Source organism: Paraburkholderia sp. JHI869 (assembly GCF_038900775.1).
In the GTDB taxonomy this organism is placed as follows: Bacteria; Pseudomonadota; Gammaproteobacteria; order Burkholderiales; family Burkholderiaceae; genus Paraburkholderia.
The window spans coordinates 102,562-121,066 of the sequence record NZ_JAYMSC010000016.1; the positions used below are offsets into that span (position 1 = coordinate 102,562).

At 63.0% G+C, this 18,505-nt stretch carries 12 protein-coding genes; 7 read left to right on the forward strand and 5 right to left on the reverse strand.

Going from position 1 to position 18,505, the window contains the following annotated elements; translation table 11 throughout:
• Nucleotides 1-7: 7 nt before the first annotated feature.
• Entirely contained in the window at nt 8-1,762 is a 1,755-nt protein-coding gene (locus tag VSR72_RS25395; RefSeq protein ID WP_342955105.1) for a peptidase S10, read from the reverse strand.
• 896 nt (nt 1,763-2,658) lie between these two features.
• Between VSR72_RS25395 and VSR72_RS25400 the strand changes: the two genes are divergently transcribed.
• From VSR72_RS25400 to VSR72_RS25410, 3 genes are all read left to right on the forward strand, one after another.
• The gene (locus tag VSR72_RS25400) at nt 2,659-3,861 is read left to right on the forward strand and encodes a hypothetical protein (protein ID WP_342955106.1); all 1,203 of its coding nucleotides are present in this window, start codon (nt 2,659-2,661) and stop codon (nt 3,859-3,861) included.
• Nucleotides 3,862-3,921: 60 nt separating this feature from the next.
• A complete protein-coding gene (locus VSR72_RS25405) occupies nt 3,922-5,022 on the forward strand; it encodes a TAXI family TRAP transporter solute-binding subunit (protein ID WP_342955107.1) in 1,101 nt (366 codons plus the stop codon).
• Nucleotides 5,023-5,346: 324 nt separating this feature from the next.
• Nucleotides 5,347-7,395 (forward strand): D-(-)-3-hydroxybutyrate oligomer hydrolase, encoded by a 2,049-nt coding sequence (locus VSR72_RS25410; RefSeq protein ID WP_342955190.1) that lies wholly within the window; start codon nt 5,347-5,349, stop codon nt 7,393-7,395.
• A gap of 28 nt (nt 7,396-7,423) precedes the next feature.
• Here the strand turns inward: VSR72_RS25410 and VSR72_RS25415 are convergent, their stop codons facing one another.
• The gene (locus tag VSR72_RS25415; protein WP_342955108.1) at nt 7,424-8,302 is read right to left on the reverse strand and encodes a LysR family transcriptional regulator; all 879 of its coding nucleotides are present in this window, start codon (nt 8,300-8,302) and stop codon (nt 7,424-7,426) included.
• Between the two features lie 165 nt (nt 8,303-8,467).
• On the opposite strand from VSR72_RS25415, the gene VSR72_RS25420 reads away from it, so the two are divergent.
• Complete coding sequence (locus VSR72_RS25420) at nt 8,468-10,018, forward strand: MFS transporter (RefSeq protein ID WP_342955109.1); 1,551 nt, start codon at nt 8,468-8,470, stop codon at nt 10,016-10,018.
• Here the strand turns inward: VSR72_RS25420 and VSR72_RS25425 are convergent.
• The 3 genes from VSR72_RS25425 to VSR72_RS25435 form a co-directional block, all read right to left on the reverse strand.
• Nucleotides 9,961-12,189, reverse strand: coding sequence for a TonB-dependent siderophore receptor (locus VSR72_RS25425; RefSeq protein ID WP_342955110.1), 2,229 nt, complete (start codon nt 12,187-12,189; stop codon nt 9,961-9,963). The two genes, VSR72_RS25420 and VSR72_RS25425, sit on opposite strands and share 58 nt — an antisense overlap.
• Nucleotides 12,190-12,569: 380 nt before the next feature.
• Entirely contained in the window at nt 12,570-12,791 is a 222-nt protein-coding gene (locus tag VSR72_RS25430) for a hypothetical protein (protein WP_342955111.1), read from the reverse strand.
• A 495-nt stretch (nt 12,792-13,286) separates the two neighbouring features.
• The gene (locus tag VSR72_RS25435) at nt 13,287-14,564 is read right to left on the reverse strand and encodes a divalent metal cation transporter (RefSeq protein WP_342955112.1); all 1,278 of its coding nucleotides are present in this window, start codon (nt 14,562-14,564) and stop codon (nt 13,287-13,289) included.
• Between the two features lie 348 nt (nt 14,565-14,912).
• On the opposite strand from VSR72_RS25435, the gene VSR72_RS25440 reads away from it, so the two are divergent.
• The 3 genes from VSR72_RS25440 (at nt 14,913) to VSR72_RS25450 (ending at nt 18,453) form a co-directional block, all read left to right on the forward strand.
• Nucleotides 14,913-16,811: a potassium transporter Kup gene (locus VSR72_RS25440; protein WP_342955113.1), complete on the forward strand. Its 1,899-nt coding sequence runs from the start codon at nt 14,913-14,915 to the stop codon at nt 16,809-16,811.
• A 38-nt stretch (nt 16,812-16,849) separates the two neighbouring features.
• Nucleotides 16,850-17,407 carry a sugar O-acetyltransferase gene (locus VSR72_RS25445; protein ID WP_342955114.1) on the forward strand — a complete coding sequence of 186 codons (558 nt, stop codon included), beginning with the start codon at nt 16,850-16,852 and terminating at the stop codon, nt 17,405-17,407.
• Between the two features lie 236 nt (nt 17,408-17,643).
• Entirely contained in the window at nt 17,644-18,453 is an 810-nt protein-coding gene (locus VSR72_RS25450) for a methyltransferase domain-containing protein (protein WP_342955115.1), read from the forward strand.
• Nucleotides 18,454-18,505: the final 52 nt, after the last annotated feature.

Sequence of the window (18,505 nt, forward strand, 5' to 3'; positions counted from 1 at the left end):
TGTGACGTTACTGGCCCGTTGCCGCGACTGCCGTGGAAGTCGGCGTGCCTGCGGGACTCTCGTCGGGCCACGGCTGCGGAAGCGTCCAGAGCGAAAGCGCCAGTGGTATGGGTTGACCGCTATAGTAGTTCACGAGATCGGCTTTCATCTTCGGGCGCGCCACGTCGTCCAGATAAATCATATGGCCGCCCTGGAAGAAGTTGACCTGCAGGTTCGGGCTCAAACCGGCCACCGTTTGCAGGCGCGCCAGTTGCTTTTCCGTATTGAAGAACGGCGTCGCGAGATCGTGATAGCCGTTCTCCGCGAGCACCTTGAGCTGCGGATTGAGCTGGATCGCGCCGAGCAGGTCGGGCAGCGTATCGGGCAATGGCTGGCCGTCGTGCGAGAAGTCCCAGACCTGAATGATGTTGTCGTTCAGCGGCATGTACGTCGCGTTCGGTGCGGTGTAGCCGAGATAATCCGGCATCTGCGTAGCGAGCGCTGTCGTGAACGGCTGCGAGATCAGGATGTCCGACGGGTCGCCATCGTTCTGCAAGCGCGGATCCGAATTCGGCAACGACACGCGCCCGTCGTAACGACCGATCGTAGTGCCAGGGATCAGTTCGTTACTGAAAGGATTCACGTTGAAGTAGCCATTGAGCGCCTGCAACGTGAGGCTCGAAGGCCAGCGCCACGAATCCAGCGTTTTCTCGGGCGGAAAGACCGGCTTGCCGAGCGCGTCGGGAATGCCGAGTTGGCTCAACACCCACGATTGCGCGTATTTCCGGAAATGCTGGTACTGGCCCGTTGCGAAGATTTCCGACTGCAACGCAAAGAGCCCTTGATCGATCAACGGCGGCGAAACCAGATTGAAGTAGGCGGCCACCTCGGCATAGCCGGGGTAATAGCCCGCGAGGGTGTCGGTGTCGAGCTGCAAGCCGGCCGTGGAATCGGTGATGGCCGTCGCCTCGATCGCATCCGCAAAGTAGTTCAGGATGGACGACTGAAGCACGATGCCGGTCAGTTGCACACCCGCCGCTTCGAGCGCGAGCGCAAGCATGTCGGTGCGCGGCGTGCCATACGATTCGCCATAGAGATAGATCGGCGAGCTGCCGCGGTTATTGGCCGCCAGGTAGCGCTTGATGAAATCGCGCATCACATCCACGTCCTGATCGCAGCCCCAGAACTTCTGGTTCGTGTTCGGCAGAATGGCCTCTGAAAGCCCGGTGCCCGGCGGGTCGATGAACACCATGTCCGTCGTATCGATCAGGCTCTCCGCATTGTTGACGAGCGGAAAGTTCGGCCAGTTGGTGAGCAGCGGATCGGGAGTGGCGACGCGTGTCGGCGCAAACGAGCCAAGACGCAACCAGATCGACGACGAACCCGGACCGCCGTTATAGATGAACGTCACTGGCCGCGGTGAACCGTTCGTGCTCGGCGCCGTATAAGCGACATACGACATCGTCGCTTCGGGGTTGCCGCTCGCATCCGAAGCGGTCAAATGGCCGGTGGTCGTCGTGTACTTGATGGTCGTTTTTCCCGAGGACCATTGGTAATGCATGACCGCGGCTTTTTCGGCGACCTGCGACGCAGCAAGACCATCGGTGGCGTTCGGCGAGTATGCGATCGGGTCTGTATAGGGCTGATTGGCGTTGGGCGAGTTTGCCGATTGCGCGGCCGCCTTCGCACTTGCCGAAACCTGATTCAGCGCGCTCGCGGCAGACGATGACGGGCTGCTATCGCCGCCGCCGCAACCTGCAAGCATCAGCACTGCTATCGCCATTGCGCCTGCGTGGCGCAAACGGAAACCCACGCTGGGTCTACTGTCCGGATGCATTGTTATACCCCTTCGAATGATGAAATCACACTACGTGGGGGCCGCCTTCACCGGAAATAATTTCTTGAAAAAGGCATCGAAATTCAAATGCAATTACCGGCATACAGCGGCTGACATTTAACTTTCCACTCCTGACAAAATCGATTCAATTCAAACGCTATCTATTTACTATGGATAACTAAATAATCCATAGCGCATGGGGCGAAGACGGTAAGTTTCGCCGACACGACTTCACAGGAAATATTTGGTAAGGAAAGATGGCAGAGGAAAAATAGGAGGCGCCGCCGTACTTTGTCAAGGGATAGTTTCTGAACCTATGCGTGGTGATTCGTTGCGCGCGCAGCAATCGCTTCACACGTCATTTGCCCTAAGCGCACACGCGCCGGCGATGCGAGATCTCGTTGCAGCGCGACTGCTAGCGGTCGGCAAACTGGCTGCGTGACAGCGCTTCGCAGCGCCATCCAGATGATTGCAATCCGAGGCTTACGGCGGTCGGCCACGGCACCCTATTGGGGACATACTCCACGCTAAAGAAACACACTCGGCCATTTAGCTATTCGTATAAATAAAAGCAACACGCACGCGTCATGTGTCCGTCCGGTAAAAAATTCCGCCACTCGATCTTTCGCCAGAACGCACTCATCACGCATATGTGTGCTGGGCAACAACGGAGATTGACGCGCTGTGCGAAATCAACCATATTTTCCTTAGGCGGTTGCGCTCGGTCGGCCCCGCCGCTTTCCTGCGCATGCAGATCGTGAGTTCCGCGAGGCCTCGCCCTTCGCTTCAACGACGATTCTGAGCATGCCGAAATGGCATCGCCATAACGGTGGGACGACATCATGTCCGCTCAGATTGGTCGCGACCAGAACTTCCCAGCAGCGTGCAAGCGTTGCGGCGGGCTGCTGTACGAGAACTTCGAGATCTGCCCTTACTGCGGCACGGATTGCCCGCTCGACAAAGTTTCGCTGGGCACCCATCCGAAAGCCACGATGGCCCCACTTGACACCACAGCGGCGGCGCCCCCCTCACCCGCGGCCGCGAAGATGGCGCCGGCGGGCGCACCCGCGCCCGAAGGGCCGTCGCTGAATACCGGCTACCCGCATGCCGGGCAGCACACCTTGGCGTTCGCACACGGATTGCGGTCTCCGCACATACCGCAATGGATCTTTCCGAGAGGCGTATTCGTTGTCGCTTTGATTCTTGTGTTCGCGTACGGCACGTATATGCTGCTCGGCACGAACCACCAGCGGGACGGCACGGCAAGCGAAGAGACCCTGCACTCTTCGGGCGGTTCGGTCTCGGCCAGTGCGCCTGCGCAACAGGCCGATGAAACACCCCCTGCTGCCGACACCGGGACAAGCGCTCAAACCAGCCCGCCGACCGGCACTCAGCACTCGCCCCCGCCGGATGCGCACGCCGCGCCGCAGTTCGCGGATGTGGCCGATGGCCTGCGTGTCGCGCGTGCCAGTCTTGCGCAAAACAACCTGTTCGACGCAAAGGCCGCGGCCAATGCCGTGCTCGCGCGCGACGCGAACAACGAGGAGGCGCACGCGATACAAAGCGATATCGCGGCGCGCGAGCAACGCCGCGATAACGCGCTGCAGGCCGCGGACCACTGTGTCGGGCAGGGTGCCTGGGCTTGTGTGCAGCAACAGGCTTCGGAAGCGCTCGCGATCGATTCGAGCAGTCAAGCCGCGCAGTCGTTTATGCAGCGCGCCATCGTATCGACAGCCTGGAAGCCGCTCAACTCTCCCAATGCCGCCCCTCATGCGAACGCGGCAACGCCGACGCAGCACGGCGCGAATGCCGTGCGGCTGCCATCGTCGCAGGACTGGAGCACGAGCGCATCGCCGCCCCCGCTGCCAAGCGCAATGAATCCGACGAATACGACGAATGCGGCGAATCCGACGAATACAGCGAATGCGGCGAATGCGGCGAACGTCGCCACGCCCGCCAGCAACGACAACAGCGCCGAAGCACAGGAGCGCGCGATCGTGCAAAACGGCTGGAAGCACACCGCGCCGCCCGGCGCCGCGCATTGAGAAGGATTCCATAACATATTGAAGTCGGCCGCATATCGCAAACAAGGCGGGAGAGAGACCATGCTGAAAACGACCCTGGCGGGACTGGCGGCACTGATCGCCCTGCTTTTCTCGACGCTCGCCGTCGCCGCGGCGCCAGACGCGCACTACCGGATCGTGACTGGCCCCGAGCGCGGCACGTACATTCAGATTGGCCAGGACCTGGCGAAATGGGTGGCGCCGCAGGCGGGCATCGACCTCGAAGTGATTCCCTCGAAAGGCTCGGCGGAAAACGTGCAGCGCATGCGTTTCGAGCCCGGCGTGAAGCTCGCGCTCGTGCAGTCCGACGTCTACCAGGCCTATGTCGACATGGCCAATTCCGGCAACGAAGAGGCTGGCACGCTGATCCGGCCGCTGCGGCTCATCATGCCGCTCTACGACGAAGAGATTTACTTCGTCGTACGTAACGACTCGCCTATGAAGACGATCAACGAGATCAAGGACAAGGTGATGAGCGTCGGACTGATCGGCAGCGGCACCGCGCAGTCGGCAACGACGTTGTACCGCCTCATGTTCGGCCAGCCGATTCCCGACCAGAACGCGCAGCATCTGAGCAACGAAGATGCGCTGGCCGCGCTCATCGTCAAGAAGATCGACGTGGCGATCATCGTCGCCGGGCAGCCGGCCAAGCTCTTTACCGACATGAACCCCGACCTGCTGCAGCAGATCCGCTTTCTGCGCGTCGATCCGAACGCGCCGGAAACGGCGCGCGCAAAGCAAACCTACTATCCCGCGACGATCCACGTATCGAGCTACCCGAACTGGCTCAAGGAAGACGTGCCGACGTGGACCGTCAAGGCCTTTCTCGTCACCTATGACTACAACCTGCGCGATACGGTCGGCAACCTGAAGCGCTTTGCCGATTCGCTGTGCGAGAACTTCGACAGCCTGCAGGAGCACGGCCATCCGAAGTGGAAGCAGGTGAAGCTCGAACTGCCCGGCCTCGGCAAAGGCTGGCAATACTATCAGCCCGTTGAGCGACGCCTGAAGGCGTGTTTCGCGCATCGCGCCGCGATGCAGTCACAAAAAGGCCCGGCCACGGCACAAGGCGCCGATGTCACGCCAAAAGCCGATGGGCGGCCATGCTCGGATCAGGAGCGCCTGCTCCTGCTTTGCAAATAGTCCGGCACGTCATTCCACAACCTGGCCGGCAGCGGCGCGCGAATCCCAGAGCGCGTGAACAGCAAACCAGTACACCCTTCCAACGCCTGCGCGGCGTGGAAGGGCATCCCCTTGCGTCCGCATGCAATCTCTCCTGGTATCTGCATTCAGGATGTCCTAATGTCCTTGGGTGCCGCGATGCCGGCATCCCAGGACGGTCTTCCCGATGCAGTGCGTCCTACCCTAACAACAATCAAGGAAACGCCCATGAGAGACACCCCGTTCGCAGTCCGGCGTAAAACGGCGCGCGTGAGCGCCGCGATCGCCATAGCAGGCGCGGCGCTTATGTCCGGTGCGCACGCCGCCGACAACAACGCCAATCACGCGGCATTCAACAGACTACCGTCGTTCGTGGTGGCGAGCAGTCTGCAAACCACGAGCTACGACGGCGTCAGCGACGACCTGCTGACCGCCGGTCTCGGCAAAACCGGGCTTGCGCTCGCGCAGCCGGCGATTGCGAATCCCGCGGCGCCGACAGCAGCGGAACTGCGCAGGCTCGCGATCTGGGCGAACTATCGCGCGCTCGTCGACATCAGCGCGAACGGCGGCTATGGCCGCTTCTGGGGGCCCAATGTCGATCTCTACGGCAACGACACACTGGGTGAAGGAAAAATCGCCGGCACCGAATATCTCGCGTTCGCCGACGACGGCAGCGGCCGCCAGAACGTCAGCCTGCTCGTGCAGGTGCCAACCAGCTTCGATCCGGCGAACCCGTGCATCGTGACCGCCACGTCGTCGGGCTCGCGCGGCGTGTACGGTGCGATCTCGGCGGCCGGCGAGTGGGGACTCAAGCGCGGCTGCGCGGTCGCCTATACCGACAAGGGCACGGGCAACGGCGCACAGGAACTGATGAGCGGCCTCGTCACGCTGATCGATGGCCGCACCGCCGAGTCCGCAACGGCCGGGCGCACGAGCATTTTCACCGCGAACGTGCCTGCGGGCGCGCTCGCCGCCTATAACCAGAAGTTTCCGAACCGCTATGCGTTCAAGCACGCGCATTCGCAGTTGAACCCCGAAGCGAACTGGGGCAAGGACACGCTCGAAGCGGTCCAGTTCGCGTATTGGGTGCTCAACCAGCAGTTCGCGCCGCGCGTCGACGCGTCGAATCACGGCGTGCGCTACGCGCCCGGCGACATCACGACGATCGCGGCTTCGGTGAGCAACGGCGGCGGCGCGGCGCTCGCGGCCGCCGAAGAAGATCCTGGCAAGTGGATCACGGCAGTCGTGGTCGGCGAGCCGCAGATCAATGTGCGCATGCCCGGCGACGCCCAGGTCAGGGAAGGCGGTCAGCGCATTGCGGCGGCCGGCAAACCGCTGGCCGACTACATGACGCTCGCCAACCTGCTGCAACCCTGCGCCGCGCTCGCGGACGCCGCCGCCGGCGCGCCTTACCTCACGGCGCTGCCCATTGCGACCACCACCGCCATCCGCCAGGCGCGCTGCACCTCGCTCGCGGCGGCAGGCTACATCCACGGCGCCGACACGCAGGCGCAGGCGAACGATGCGCTCGCACGCCTGCACGAGGCCGGCTATGAAGCGGACTCGGATTTACTGCAGGCGCCGATGTGGGATTCGCAAGCCGTGCCGGCTGTTGCAGTGACTTACGCCGATGCCTACACGCGCTCGAGCGTGCTCGACAACCTCTGCGGCTTCAGCTTCGGCACGACGAACGCCGCGACGGGCGCGGCGGGTGTTGCGCCCGCTGTCTCGCCCATGCTCACGGTCTTCGGCGTGGGCAACGGCGTGCCGCCGACCAATGGCGTCAACCTCGTCTACAACGTCACGCCGCCGGGCGGCGCCGACCATCGGTTCGCCACGCCGGACGCCAGCTTCGCGGGCGCGGCCTGTCTGCGCACGTTGTGGACGAAGGGCGATTCACGCATGCGCCAAAGCGTTCAGGCGATCAGCGTGAATGCGAACCTGCACGGCAAGCCCGCGATCATCGTGCAAGGCCGCAGCGACGCGCTCGTGCCGATCAATCATGCTTCGCGCGCGTATCTCGCGGCAAACAGCGAACGGGAAGGCTCGCGCAGCCACTTGTCGCTCTACGAGGTGATGAACGGGCAGCACTTCGATGCGTTCCTCGCCGTGGCGGGCTTCGATACGCACTTCGTGCCGGTTCACTACTACAACATCGCAGCGCTCAATCTGATGTGGAGTCACCTGAAGAACGGCACGCCGCTGCCGCCCTCCCAGGTGATCCGCACGATCCCGCGCGGCGGTAGTCCGGGCGCCGCGCCGCCGCTGGGCGTGGCGAACCTGCCGGCCATCGTGGAGAACCCTGGCAGCAATGCAATTCGCGCGAATGATGGCGTCGTGAACGTGCCGCATTGAGGCACGAAAGACGCTGGCGCGGCCTGCATCACACCAGCAGTTGCCGCGCCAGCACTTCCCTCGCTTGTGTCACGGTGTCCCCTTCGCCGGGATGCGGCGGCATGAGCGAGAACACGGCGTCGGGCAGCGCCGGCAGCCGATACTTCGGGCCAAGACGCATGAGCCCCTCGCCGATTGCGGACGCGCACAGGCATCCCACGCCCAGGCCGGCTGCGAGCATGGACTGCAGCCCGGCCACGCCCGACGCGCTGTGCACGAGCACGTAGGGAATGTCGTTTTCTTCGAGCGAGCGCACCGCGACCTGGTGCATCATGCAGTCGCCCGGCAGCAGCACGAGCGGCAGCGCTTGCGGCAACTGCTCGGCGAGCGTTGGCGACGCAACCCAGTAGAGCGGCTCGCGCAGCAGCTCCCAGCGCGTATCCGCGTCGGTGGCGGCGGGCCGGAACGGGCCGCTCGACAGATGCATGACCACGCCGAGATCGATCTGCCGCTTCGCATACGCGAGCTCGATGTCGGCGCTCTTCATCGCGCTCACGTGCAAGCTCAACTGCGGATAGCAGTCGCGCAGCCTCACGAGCAAACCGGCCACCTCGTTGGTGCGGAAGTACTCGGTAATCGCGACGCGCAGTTCCCCCTTGATGGCCTGGCCGCGCACCTCGTCGAATGCGGCTTCGTTGAGCGCCACGAGCCGCCGCGCGTGCTCGAGCAGCCGCGTGCCCGCGGGTGTGAGCTCGACGCCGCGCTTGCTGCGCAAGAACAGCGGCACGCCCGCGCGCACTTCGAGCTTGCGCACCTGTTCGCTAATCGTGGATTGCGAAAGATGCAGCAGCGGCGCCGCCGCCGAAAGGCTGCCCACGTTCGCCACCGCCGCGAACGTCTTCAACTGGTCGAATTCGAAGCCACGCATGACATTCCCTACCCATCGAATAACTCGATGGATAGTACCATCTATTCCCGCTTTTCCGTGAGATCGAGGTTGAGCAAAATGTCGACTGGACGCTCACGCTGCGCGTCCACTGGGTAGCGCAGCCTGACGCGACGAAAATCCGGCCCTTTTTCGCTGAGCACTCTCATGTCTGACAATACGTACGCCGCCTGCGCCGTGGCGCCTCGCGCGGCCGCCGAAGCCGCCCACGGTCATCACGGCTGGGCGCTGGTCGTTTTGCTGGTGGGCGCAATCCTGCCGCCGATCGACTACTTCATCGTCAACCTGGCGCTGCCCGCCATCCGCGACGGACTCGGCGCGAACGCATCCGAACTCCAGCTGGTCGTCTCGGCCTACGCGTGCGCGAATGCCGTCATGCTGATCACCGGCGGGCGCCTCGGCGACCTGTACGGCCGCAAGCGCATCTTCATGATCGGCATGGCGGGGTTCGTCGTCGCCTCCACGTTCTGCGGCCTCGCCACCAGCGGGACGGGGCTCGTGGCCGGGCGCATCCTCCAAGGCCTGTTCGCCGCGACCCTGGCTCCCCAGGTGCTCGCCACGATCCGCAGCGTATTCACGCCGCACGAGCAGGTGCGCGTGATGGGCCTTTATGCCTTCGTGTTCGGCGTTGCCGCGGTGATCGGCCAGCTCGGCGGCGGTGCGCTCATCAGCCTGCACCCGTTCGGTCTGGGCTGGCGCGCGATCTTTCTCGTCAACCTGCCCATCGGCGTGTTTGCGCTCATTGGTAGCTGGCGCTTCATTCCGGAAAGCCGGCCGCCGCGCGGCAAGCGCATCGACGTGCCCGGCACCCTGCTGCTTTCGCTGTTTCTGCTGATGCTCGTTTATCCGCTCACGCGCGGGCGCGAGTCGGGCTGGCCGTTGTGGATGCTCGCCTGCCTAGTCGGCTCGGTGCCCATGCTGGGCGTTTTGCTGCGCGTGGAGTGGCGCAGCCTCGTCAACGGCAAGGATCCCTTGCTCGACGTGCGCCTCTTCCGCAATCCGGTCATCGCGCTCGGCCTCGTGCTGGGGTTTCTCTTCTATACGCTGAGCGCGTTTTTCCTGACCTACGGCATCTATCTGCAAGGCGGCCTGCACTGGACGCCGCTCGCTTCGGGACTCGCGATCCTGCCATTCGGCCTCGGGTTTCTTTCCAGCCCGCTGTTGATGCCGCGCCTCGTGCACCGGTTTGGCGGCTATCGCACGCTGACGCTGGGTTTCGTGCTGCTGGCCAGTGGTGTGGCCGTTGCGGGCACGCTCGCGGGCGCGGCGCAACCCGGCGCGGGGTTCTATCTCGGCCTTGCAGCAATCGGCATCGGCCAGGGGCTCGTTCTGCCCTCCGTCGTGCGCATCGTGCTTGCTGAAGTGGAGCCCGAGCGAGCGGGCACCACCTCGGGCATGATCACGGCGACGCTGCAGATCGGCGCCGCCGTCGGCGCGGCCACGCTAGGCGGCCTGTTCTTCTCGAAGCTCGGCGCAGCGCCCGGCGTGATCGACTACGCGCATGCATTCAGGACGACGATGTTCGCGCTCGTCGCGATCCTGCTGCCCTGCGCGCTGCTTTCGGCCGCGCTCGGACCGCTGCATCGACGCACGCATGCAAACGCTCCGGGCAACGAAGATTTGCTACGGACTCCTCGCGATCAGAAGTCGATCTGCGCGGAGAGCAGCACGGTGCGCGGCGCGGAGGTCGTCAGGTAAGTGCCCTGCTGGACCCAATATCGGCTGCCGAACAGGTTTTCCAGGTTCGCGCGGAACACCACGTTCTTCTGGGCGATCCGCGTGCTGTATCGCGCGCCGATATCGTAGCGCGTCCACGCAGGCAGGCGCAGCGTATTGGCGGCGTCGTAATACTGCGCACCCGTGTGGATGATGCGGCCGTTGACGCTCAGGCCCTGCACCCACGGCAAGTCGTAGTCCGCGCCGAGATTGAACGCGAAGTTCGGCACGCCCACCGGATGGTTGCCGTCGGTCGCGCCGCCTGCCGTGTCGAGCAGCTTCGCGTCGTAGAACGTTGCGCTCGCCATCAAGCGCAGATGGCGAAACGCCTCGCCGTACGCGGCGAGTTCGAGACCGCGCACGCGCGTCGTGCCGTCGTAGCCATAGACGTTCGTCACCGGGTTCGTCACGCCATTGGGCTGCGAAAGCTGGAACACCGACACCGTGGTCATCACGCGGCCCCAGTCGGCTTTCACGCCCGCCTCGTACTGGTTCGACTTGTACGGCGCGAAGGCCTGGCCCGCGTTCACTGTGCCGATCGGCGCGGTGCTGCCGTTCGTGAGACCCGACGTGAAGTTGCCGTAGACGGAAATATTCGACCACGGCTTGAAGACGATGCCCGCGAGCGGCGTGATCGCCTGCTTCACATACGAATCCGTGCGCTCGCCTGTTGTCGTGTCGTAGTCGTCCACGCCGATCACCTGGCGCCGGAAGCCGCCCGTCAGCAGCAGACGGTCGTTCCAGAACGACATCGTGTCGATCAGTTGCTGGCTGTCGAGGCGCGTGTGGTTCGAGCGCTGGGCGTCGCCGCGCGGGGTCGTCATGGCCGGAAGCGGCGTGGGGTTGTAGAGATTCGAAGCTACGGACGAATCGGAGAGCGCATAGAAGTAGCCCTGCTCCTCGTTCAATGACGTTGCGCCCGCAACCAGTGTGTGCTTCACGCCGAACGTCTCGAAGTGGACGCGCACGCCCGCGTCGACGGTGCGCGTGCGGTTGTACGCGTCGTAATACCCGTTCATCACATTGAAGTCGCCCGCGGCGGTCATGCCGCTCGCCCACGGGAAATTCTGCTGCGAGGTGCCGTAATGCTCGCCCGCCGCGCCGTAGACGGTCAGGTACTGGTTCACGTCGTATTCGAGCCGCGTGGTGACCGCCGAATCGCGCAGTCTCAGCTTCGAACCGGGATAGAAGTTGGTCCACGACGACGGCGCCGCCGGCACTGCCGTAGCCGTGCCGAGGCCGATCTGCGGGCGAAATTCGTCGGTATTCTCGGAGATGTTGTACGCGTCGAGCGACCAGCGCAGCTTCTCGCCACGGTAGTCGAGCGCAACGGCGCCGTTGCCCTGGTTCTGGTTGCCGTGCGCGATGCCCGTCTGCCCGTCCTTGTACTGCCCGTTCACGCGGATGCCCCACTGGCCATCGCTGCCGAAGCGGCGGCCCACATCGGCCTCGACGCCGAACTGCCCCTTCGACTGGTACAGGGCCGTGAGGCGCGTGAGCGGATCGTCGTCGGCGCGTTTGGTGACGATATTGATCGCGCCGCCAATGCTGCCCGAAGGCCCCATGCCGTACATGAGCGAGCCCGGCCCCTGCAGCACCTCGACGCGCTCCATGAGGTTCACGGGCATACGGCTCGCGGACACCATGCCGTAGAGTCCGTTGAGCGCCACGTCGGTCGCCTGAACGTCGAAGCCGCGAATCTGGAACACGTCGCCGAAGCCGCCGCTGCTCTGCTCGGCGCGCACCGAGGCGTTGTTCACCACGACGTCGGCAAGCGTGCGTGCCTGCGTGTCCTGCATCATCTGCTCGGTGTAGTTCGTGGTGTTGAACGGCTGATCCATCACGTTCGCCGTACCGAGCACGCCGATGCTGCCGCCCCGCGCGACCTGGCCGCCCGCATAGGCAGCCGGCAGCTCGCCCGGCATAGCCGTGGCCTTGACGGACACCGCAGGCAGCACGCTGCCTTGCTGCTGTGCGTCGGTGCTGGTATCGGCGGCTGTGGCTGACGCGCTGTTCTGGTCAGGCGTCGCGCTCTGTGCGCATGCAACCGATGGCGCGATGGCCGTGGCCATCAAGCCCATCAGCAGGCGTTCGACCGTCCAGGATACGGCGGTGCGCCGGAATTGCCCTTGTGTGTTTTCCCGTTCAAGCATATGGCTGTCGTTGTTGTTCGAAGAGGTGGCGCGCCTGCGGCGTCATTGAATGATTTTGATAATCATTATCAATTGTAATGTAAACTCTTCCTTAAGCAACAGGGGAACGGGAATTTTTCTGAGGAAGTTGCGTGGACAACGGCTCGCGTGCCGCCTTAAATCGACGGGCAAAAAGCCATCGAGGCTGCGTCCCGGGGGAGGCGGCCTCGATCGATTGGCGCAAAGGAACGCCCGTTTTTGAGGATTTGGACGTCTACGACGTGCAAAGGCGGGAGCACCCGCTCACCTCGGCGGCCTCGCGCTCCCTCGCGTGCGTCGAGGAAGCGGCTGTATAGGGAAGCGATTGCAGTTACATCGGATGCCTGATTATATTTTTCGCATTACAACGTTTCTTCACCCATGGGAGGAAACACATTCCAGTAACCGTCGTCGTGCTGAAAGAAGAACAGCGCGTGAAATCCCGTTTCCTGGTGCGTCTCCACACATACATACCGCGCCTTGCCCGAGCGCGTATGACCAAACGCGCTGACACGCACCGGCGAGGTCGGCGCAAGCCATTTTTCCACCTGGTAACGCAATGACTGTGTCTTCGTGCGTCTCATCTGGTCCTCCCAGACATCGGTTAGTTTTGCAGCCTTATCGCCAGAAACCGCGAAAGAACCGTGCGCGAACCGGGTGCACTTGGTGCACGGCGCAATTTTTACCGCGCCGCATCAAGTGTTTGAGAAAGCACTTTAACTATAGACACAAAAGCCTTTTGCAAGGACGTTTTCAGCAAGATAGCAACAAAACAACAAAAAGCTGGAAACACATGCAAGGCAGCGTGGGGCGACGCGGGCTGATGCGCCGCACCAGGCGGGCGAATGAATGAAAACGTCTGTGATGTGGGTAGACGCGTATCCTGATCGATGACCGCGAGAAACTCGAATTTTTTGACTGGCAATCGAATGATGAGAAACGTGTACGTTGCGATTTACATCTTGTTGTTAATAGCCGTAATCGTCGGCGTGGATGTTATTTTCCTCAAGAACCTGTTCTGGCTACGGCTGGCCGTGAATATCGGCATTGTCCTGGTGTTTGCCGCCGTCTACTTCGCGTTATTTAAAAATCTTTGAGCCAGGCATCGCGAGTGAAGGACGCAGCCCCTGCACGGCGCCCCAGGCCCCTGCGGCACACACAACTGCCCCGACGAAAATAACGAGCCACAGATACACCCCGCGAGGCCGATACCGTTGAGGCAACGCCGTGAGGCTCAGTGCAACGAGCAATCCCAACACGAGCGGCAACATCAAGGTGTTGACCACCTGCGCCGCCACGTTCAGCGAAACGAGGTCGGGCGCGAGCCAGACAGCCCAGGCACTGCCCGCCACGGCCAGCACATACGCACCATAGAACCAGGGCGCGCGGCCGGGACGTTCCTCGAGCGACGCCCTGTAGCCGAACACATCGCCGAGTCCCCATGCGAGCGCCAGAGAACTCACGATGGCCGCCACGAGCGCCGCACCGAGCACGCCCGCGCCAAATAGGAGGCGGCCTGCAAACGGGCCCGTTACGGCAACGAGTGCATTGCTGATTTCGCCAATGCTGTCGAGAGCGCGCGGCTCGCCATGCGCCGACAACGTCGCTGCAGCGGCGACGAGCACCGCTGCCGTGAGCAATTGCGTGAGGACCGCGCCGACCGCCGTCTCGACTCTCGCCGACGTGAAGTCCTTTGCCGTGAGGCTATCGGCAACCGCCGCCTGTTGATAGAACACCATCCACGGATTGAACGTCGCCCCAATGAGCGCCGCCGCCAGATAACCGGCTTCGCGTCCGCCCGCTGCCAGGTGAGTCATCTGCGGAACCATGACCTGAAGCTTGTGACGCGCACTCCATGCGACGGCGAAAAACGTCAGGTCGAATGCACCGATGGCAATGGCGATGCGGTCTACGCGTTTGTGCGAGCCGGTAAGCACGATACCGGTCAACAGGATGACGGCGAGCGGCAGCGTGACGGAACGCGATACGCCATACATTTCCCCCACGCCGGCGACACCGGTGAACTCGGTCACGAGCGACCCTAGCACAGCGACGACGAGTCCGGCCGCGGCCAGCGCCGCCCACACCGGTCCGAAGCGCGAACGGATGAGCTCGCCATAACCGCGCCCCGTGAAGATGCCAAGGCGCACGGTCAGTTCCTGAACCATGTAGAGCAGCGGGACGAGTGCGAGCAGCACGGGCAAGAGGCGCAGCCCCGTTTGCGCGCCGGCCTGCGCGGCGGTCACGACGTTTCCGGCATCGCAGTCGGCAAGCATCACGAGGAGCCCGGGGCCCCATAGGGCGAGCCGGCGCAGGCCTCGCGAAACGGATTCCTTGAGCGTCGAGAGACGGGTCATGCGTTCTGAAAGGATGCGCCTGTAGTATCTGTCGAGCGATTGTAGCGTGCGGGTGCAGACGCGCTCTCCCGCCGCGCATTCGACCACACATTGGGAATACGACATGACGATGACCTGGCTCCTCCTGGGTTGCGGCTTTGGCGGGGCCCTTCTGATTGCAGTCTGGGGGATATGGAATCTCACGCGACCGCCCGCCGGCAAAAATCCAGCGGACGTAGCAGACGAAACGCCGGTCTCCCGATCGCAATCTTCGTGACGCCGCGTTACCTGCCCCCGTCGCAACACCAGGCCTGACGTTTGCACTCCACGCCCCGTCCCAAGGGACGTCGAATTTCATTTTCCTTATCTATGGCCTTTATCTCCGCGCGTACATCCAGTCAAACTGCAGACGTTCCCCCCGCCCTCATTCTGGGCGCCATAGGCGTGGTTTTCGGCGACATCGGAACCAGCCCGCTCTACACGTTGCGCGAATGCCTGAAAGCCGCCGGCGGAATCAGCCAGACCAATGTCTTCGGGATCGTGTCGCTGATCCTCTGGTCGATCATCATTGTCGTAACGCTCAAGTACGTGAGCTTCGTCATGCGTGCGGACAATGACGGCGAAGGCGGCATTCTGGCGCTCACGGCGTTGGCTGCTCGCGTGGCGCCCGTGCGGCTGCGCACCGTGCTCCTGACGCTCGGCGTTTTCGGCGCCGCGATGTTCTACGGCGACTCGATGATCACACCGGCCATTTCGGTCATCTCGGCAGTGGAAGGCGTCGAACTCGTGGATCCTCATCTAGCCACGTGGGTCGTGCCCATCGCACTCGTTATCCTGACCGGCCTGTTCAAGCTTCAAAAGCGCGGCACCGCCACGGTCGGAAAAGTTTTCGGCCCGGTCATGATCGTATGGTTCCTGACGCTGGCCGTGCTCGGCGTCTCACATATCGCACGCAACCCCGGCATATTGCGGGGCGCATCGCCGTCGTATGCTTTGAGCTTCGTTGCGCACGCACCCGGTACAGCGTTCGTCGTGCTCGGCTCGGTGTTCCTCGCCTTGACGGGGGGCGAAGCGCTCTACGCGGACATGGGACACTTCGGCAAGACGCCCATCCGGCTCGCGTGGCTGCTGCTCGTCCTGCCAAGCCTTATCCTCAACTACTTTGGCCAGGCCGCGCTCGTGCTCTCGACGCCTTCGGCGCTCACGCAGCCGTTCTTCTCCCAGGCGCCGGGCTGGGCGCTGCTGCCTTTGGTGCTGCTGGCAACGCTCGCGACGATCATCGCATCGCAGGCCGTCATTTCCGGCGCGTTTTCCATGACGAAGCAGGCAGTCCAGTTGGGCTTACTGCCCCGCATCCCCGTCATTCACACTTCGACGCACGAAGTGGGACAGGTCTACGTGCCGTTCATCAACATCTCGCTCTATGCCGCGGTCGTATTCCTTGTCGTGTTCTTCCGGTCTTCCGATAACCTCGCCGCCGCTTACGGCATTGCCGTCGCCTCGACGATGCTGTTGACGACGCTGCTCATGTACTTCATCACCCATTGTCTGTGGAACTGGAAACCGCTCGCAACGGTGGCCGTAATCGGGCCGCTGGCCGTTGTCGATGCGATATTCGTTGCGAGCAATGCGGGCAAGGTCCTCGATGGCGGCTGGTTTCCACTGCTGGCAGGCGGCGTGCTGTTCACCGTCATGACGACATGGCATCGCGGGCGCGAAATGGTCGTCGAGCGCGTGAAAAGCGATAACCTGCCGCTGCCGGCATTCATTCACTCGCTGTGTGACGGATCGCACCCGCCTCCCCGCGTGGGAGGAACGGCGGTGTTTCCGGGCGGCGTGCCCGACATGACGCCGAGCGCGTTCATGCACAATCTCAAGCATAACGGCGTGATGCACGAGACCAATATCTTTCTGGCCGGCACGACAGAGAACGTTCCGCACGTGCCTGAAAACGAGAAGGTCTCGGTTAGCGATCTTGGGCACGGATGCTACGCGGTCGCCGCGCGTCACGGCTTCATGGAAATACCCAACGTGCCTGCATTGCTTGTGCTCGTGCAGAAACAGATACCCGCCTGGCAATACGAGCCCGCGGCAACGTCATTCTTCCTGGCCCGCGACACGATCCTCGCAACGGCACAGAGCAAAGGGATGGCGTTATGGCGCGAGAAGCTTTTTGCGTTCATGGCGCGCAACGCGGCGCAGGCGGCCGAGTATTACAGCCTGCCCGCGAACCGGGTTGTCGAAATGGGTGGGCAAATCAACCTCTAAGGCGCACCAACCGGCGTATGACTGGAGAACAACAACGCATGCAAAACGATGATCGCACCACGATCGTTCTCAGGAGAACGCCGGAATCCGCGGCCATGACCGAGAACCTCAAACGCGCGATGGCGATCACCGCCAGGATCAACCGCTTGACCTTCAACGATGCCGATGAAGTCCGAGCCTTGTTCAGTGAACTCATCGGCAAACCGGTCGACGAGAGCGTTTTGCTGATCCCGCCGTTCTACACGACTGGCGGGACGGATATTCGCGTCGGCCGCAATGTTTTCGTCAACCAGAATTGCACGTTCTATGACTTGGGCGGCCTCGACATTGCCGACGATGTATTGATCGGCCCGAACGTCAGCCTCATCACGTCCGGGCATCCCATCGATCCTTCGCGCCGCCGCGACGGCGTCACCGCCAGGCCCATCGCGATCGGGAGAAACGTCTGGATCGCGGCGGGCGCGACCGTAATCGGCGGCGTAACGATCGGCGAGAACTCGGTGGTGGCCGCCGGCTCGGTGGTCACCAGGGACGTTGCGCCGAATACGCTTGTTGGCGGGAATCCGGCACGCGTCATTCGTTCGATTGAGGAATAAGCGCGCGCCTGGCGCGCCTGAAAATCTGCTGTAGCAGTGGAATCGTCGCGATAGACATTCAAGGCCGCGCAGCAAGGGAGATATTCACTCCCGACTCCATGCGGCCAAGCAAGCATTTCTGGAATGCTTAGACGCGCGAACGCACGCGCGCAACTATGAATAGCTCAATTGCTTGTTTGTGGTGAGAAAACCGATCGGCAAGAATGGCCGTGCCCAACTTTGGTCAGGACCACGATATGTCGAACGCGCCCAGCCTTCAACTCGACTCCGCCAGGCTCGTCGAAGAATACGACCGGCTCGGCATTCGCCAGTTTCATCACGGTCTGCAACTGCTCGACGTGCTCGGCTTGCGCGAAGGCGAACGCGTGCTCGACGTGGGTTGCGGCACGGGCCGCCTGACCGAATCCGCGGCCCAGCGCGTGGGCGCGCACGGTGAAGTGCTTGGGCTCGATCCGCTGCCGCTACGCGTGCAACGCGCGCTCGAGCGCGCGCAGGGCCGCTTCGCCGCGCGCGTTGGCCGCGCCGAAGCGCTGGAAACGGTGCCCGACGCGCACTACGACGTGGCGTATCTCAACAGCGTGATTCACTGGATTCCCGATCAGGCGCAGGCGCTGCGCGAAGCGTGGCGCGTGCTCAAGCCTGGTGGGCGCATCGGCTTCACGACCATGCCGGAAGAGGCGCCGCACGATCTGCAAGTCGTTCTGCGCGCGATCTTCGCAGGAGAACCCGAATGGCAGCGCGCTGGAATCGGCGCGCCGAACAAGCTCACGCGCGAGCGCTCGGCAGCCCTGCTCCAGAACGCAGGCTTCGAGGTGACGCACAACGAAATTCGCGCATTCGCCGATACCTTCGACAACGTCGACGACGTGCTCGCTTTCAGCCAGTCGAGTTCATTCGGCAATTTTCTTTCCTCGCTCGCGCCCGAGGACATCGCGCGCGTGCGAGCACGCCTCGCGAGCGCGCTCGAACCGCATCGCAGCGCGCGCGGCTATGCGCTCACGCGGCGCATGATCATCGCCACGGCGCACAAGCCACTCACGCATTGAATCCTTGCACGCCATTGCGTAGCGAATGCCAATCACGATTCGAGGAGCACAC

Excerpts from the sequence above, each read along its gene's own strand:
- VSR72_RS25430 (WP_342955111.1), bottom strand. The coding sequence starts at position 12,791 with ATGAGACGCACGAAGACACAGTCATTGCGTTACCAGGTGGAAAAATGG.
- VSR72_RS25440 (WP_342955113.1), top strand. The coding sequence starts at position 14,913 with ATGGCCTTTATCTCCGCGCGTACATCCAGTCAAACTGCAGACGTTCCC.
- VSR72_RS25450 (WP_342955115.1), top strand. The coding sequence starts at position 17,644 with ATGTCGAACGCGCCCAGCCTTCAACTCGACTCCGCCAGGCTCGTCGAA.
- VSR72_RS25435 (WP_342955112.1), bottom strand. The coding sequence starts at position 14,564 with ATGACCCGTCTCTCGACGCTCAAGGAATCCGTTTCGCGAGGCCTGCGC.
- VSR72_RS25420 (WP_342955109.1), top strand. The coding sequence starts at position 8,468 with ATGTCTGACAATACGTACGCCGCCTGCGCCGTGGCGCCTCGCGCGGCC.
- VSR72_RS25410 (WP_342955190.1), top strand. The coding sequence starts at position 5,347 with ATGTCCGGTGCGCACGCCGCCGACAACAACGCCAATCACGCGGCATTC.
- VSR72_RS25395 (WP_342955105.1), bottom strand. The coding sequence starts at position 1,762 with ATGGCGATAGCAGTGCTGATGCTTGCAGGTTGCGGCGGCGGCGATAGC.
- VSR72_RS25415 (WP_342955108.1), bottom strand. The coding sequence starts at position 8,302 with ATGCGTGGCTTCGAATTCGACCAGTTGAAGACGTTCGCGGCGGTGGCG.
- VSR72_RS25405 (WP_342955107.1), top strand. The coding sequence starts at position 3,922 with ATGCTGAAAACGACCCTGGCGGGACTGGCGGCACTGATCGCCCTGCTT.
- VSR72_RS25400 (WP_342955106.1), top strand. The coding sequence starts at position 2,659 with ATGTCCGCTCAGATTGGTCGCGACCAGAACTTCCCAGCAGCGTGCAAG.
- VSR72_RS25445 (WP_342955114.1), top strand. The coding sequence starts at position 16,850 with ATGCAAAACGATGATCGCACCACGATCGTTCTCAGGAGAACGCCGGAA.
- VSR72_RS25425 (WP_342955110.1), bottom strand. The coding sequence starts at position 12,189 with ATGCTTGAACGGGAAAACACACAAGGGCAATTCCGGCGCACCGCCGTA.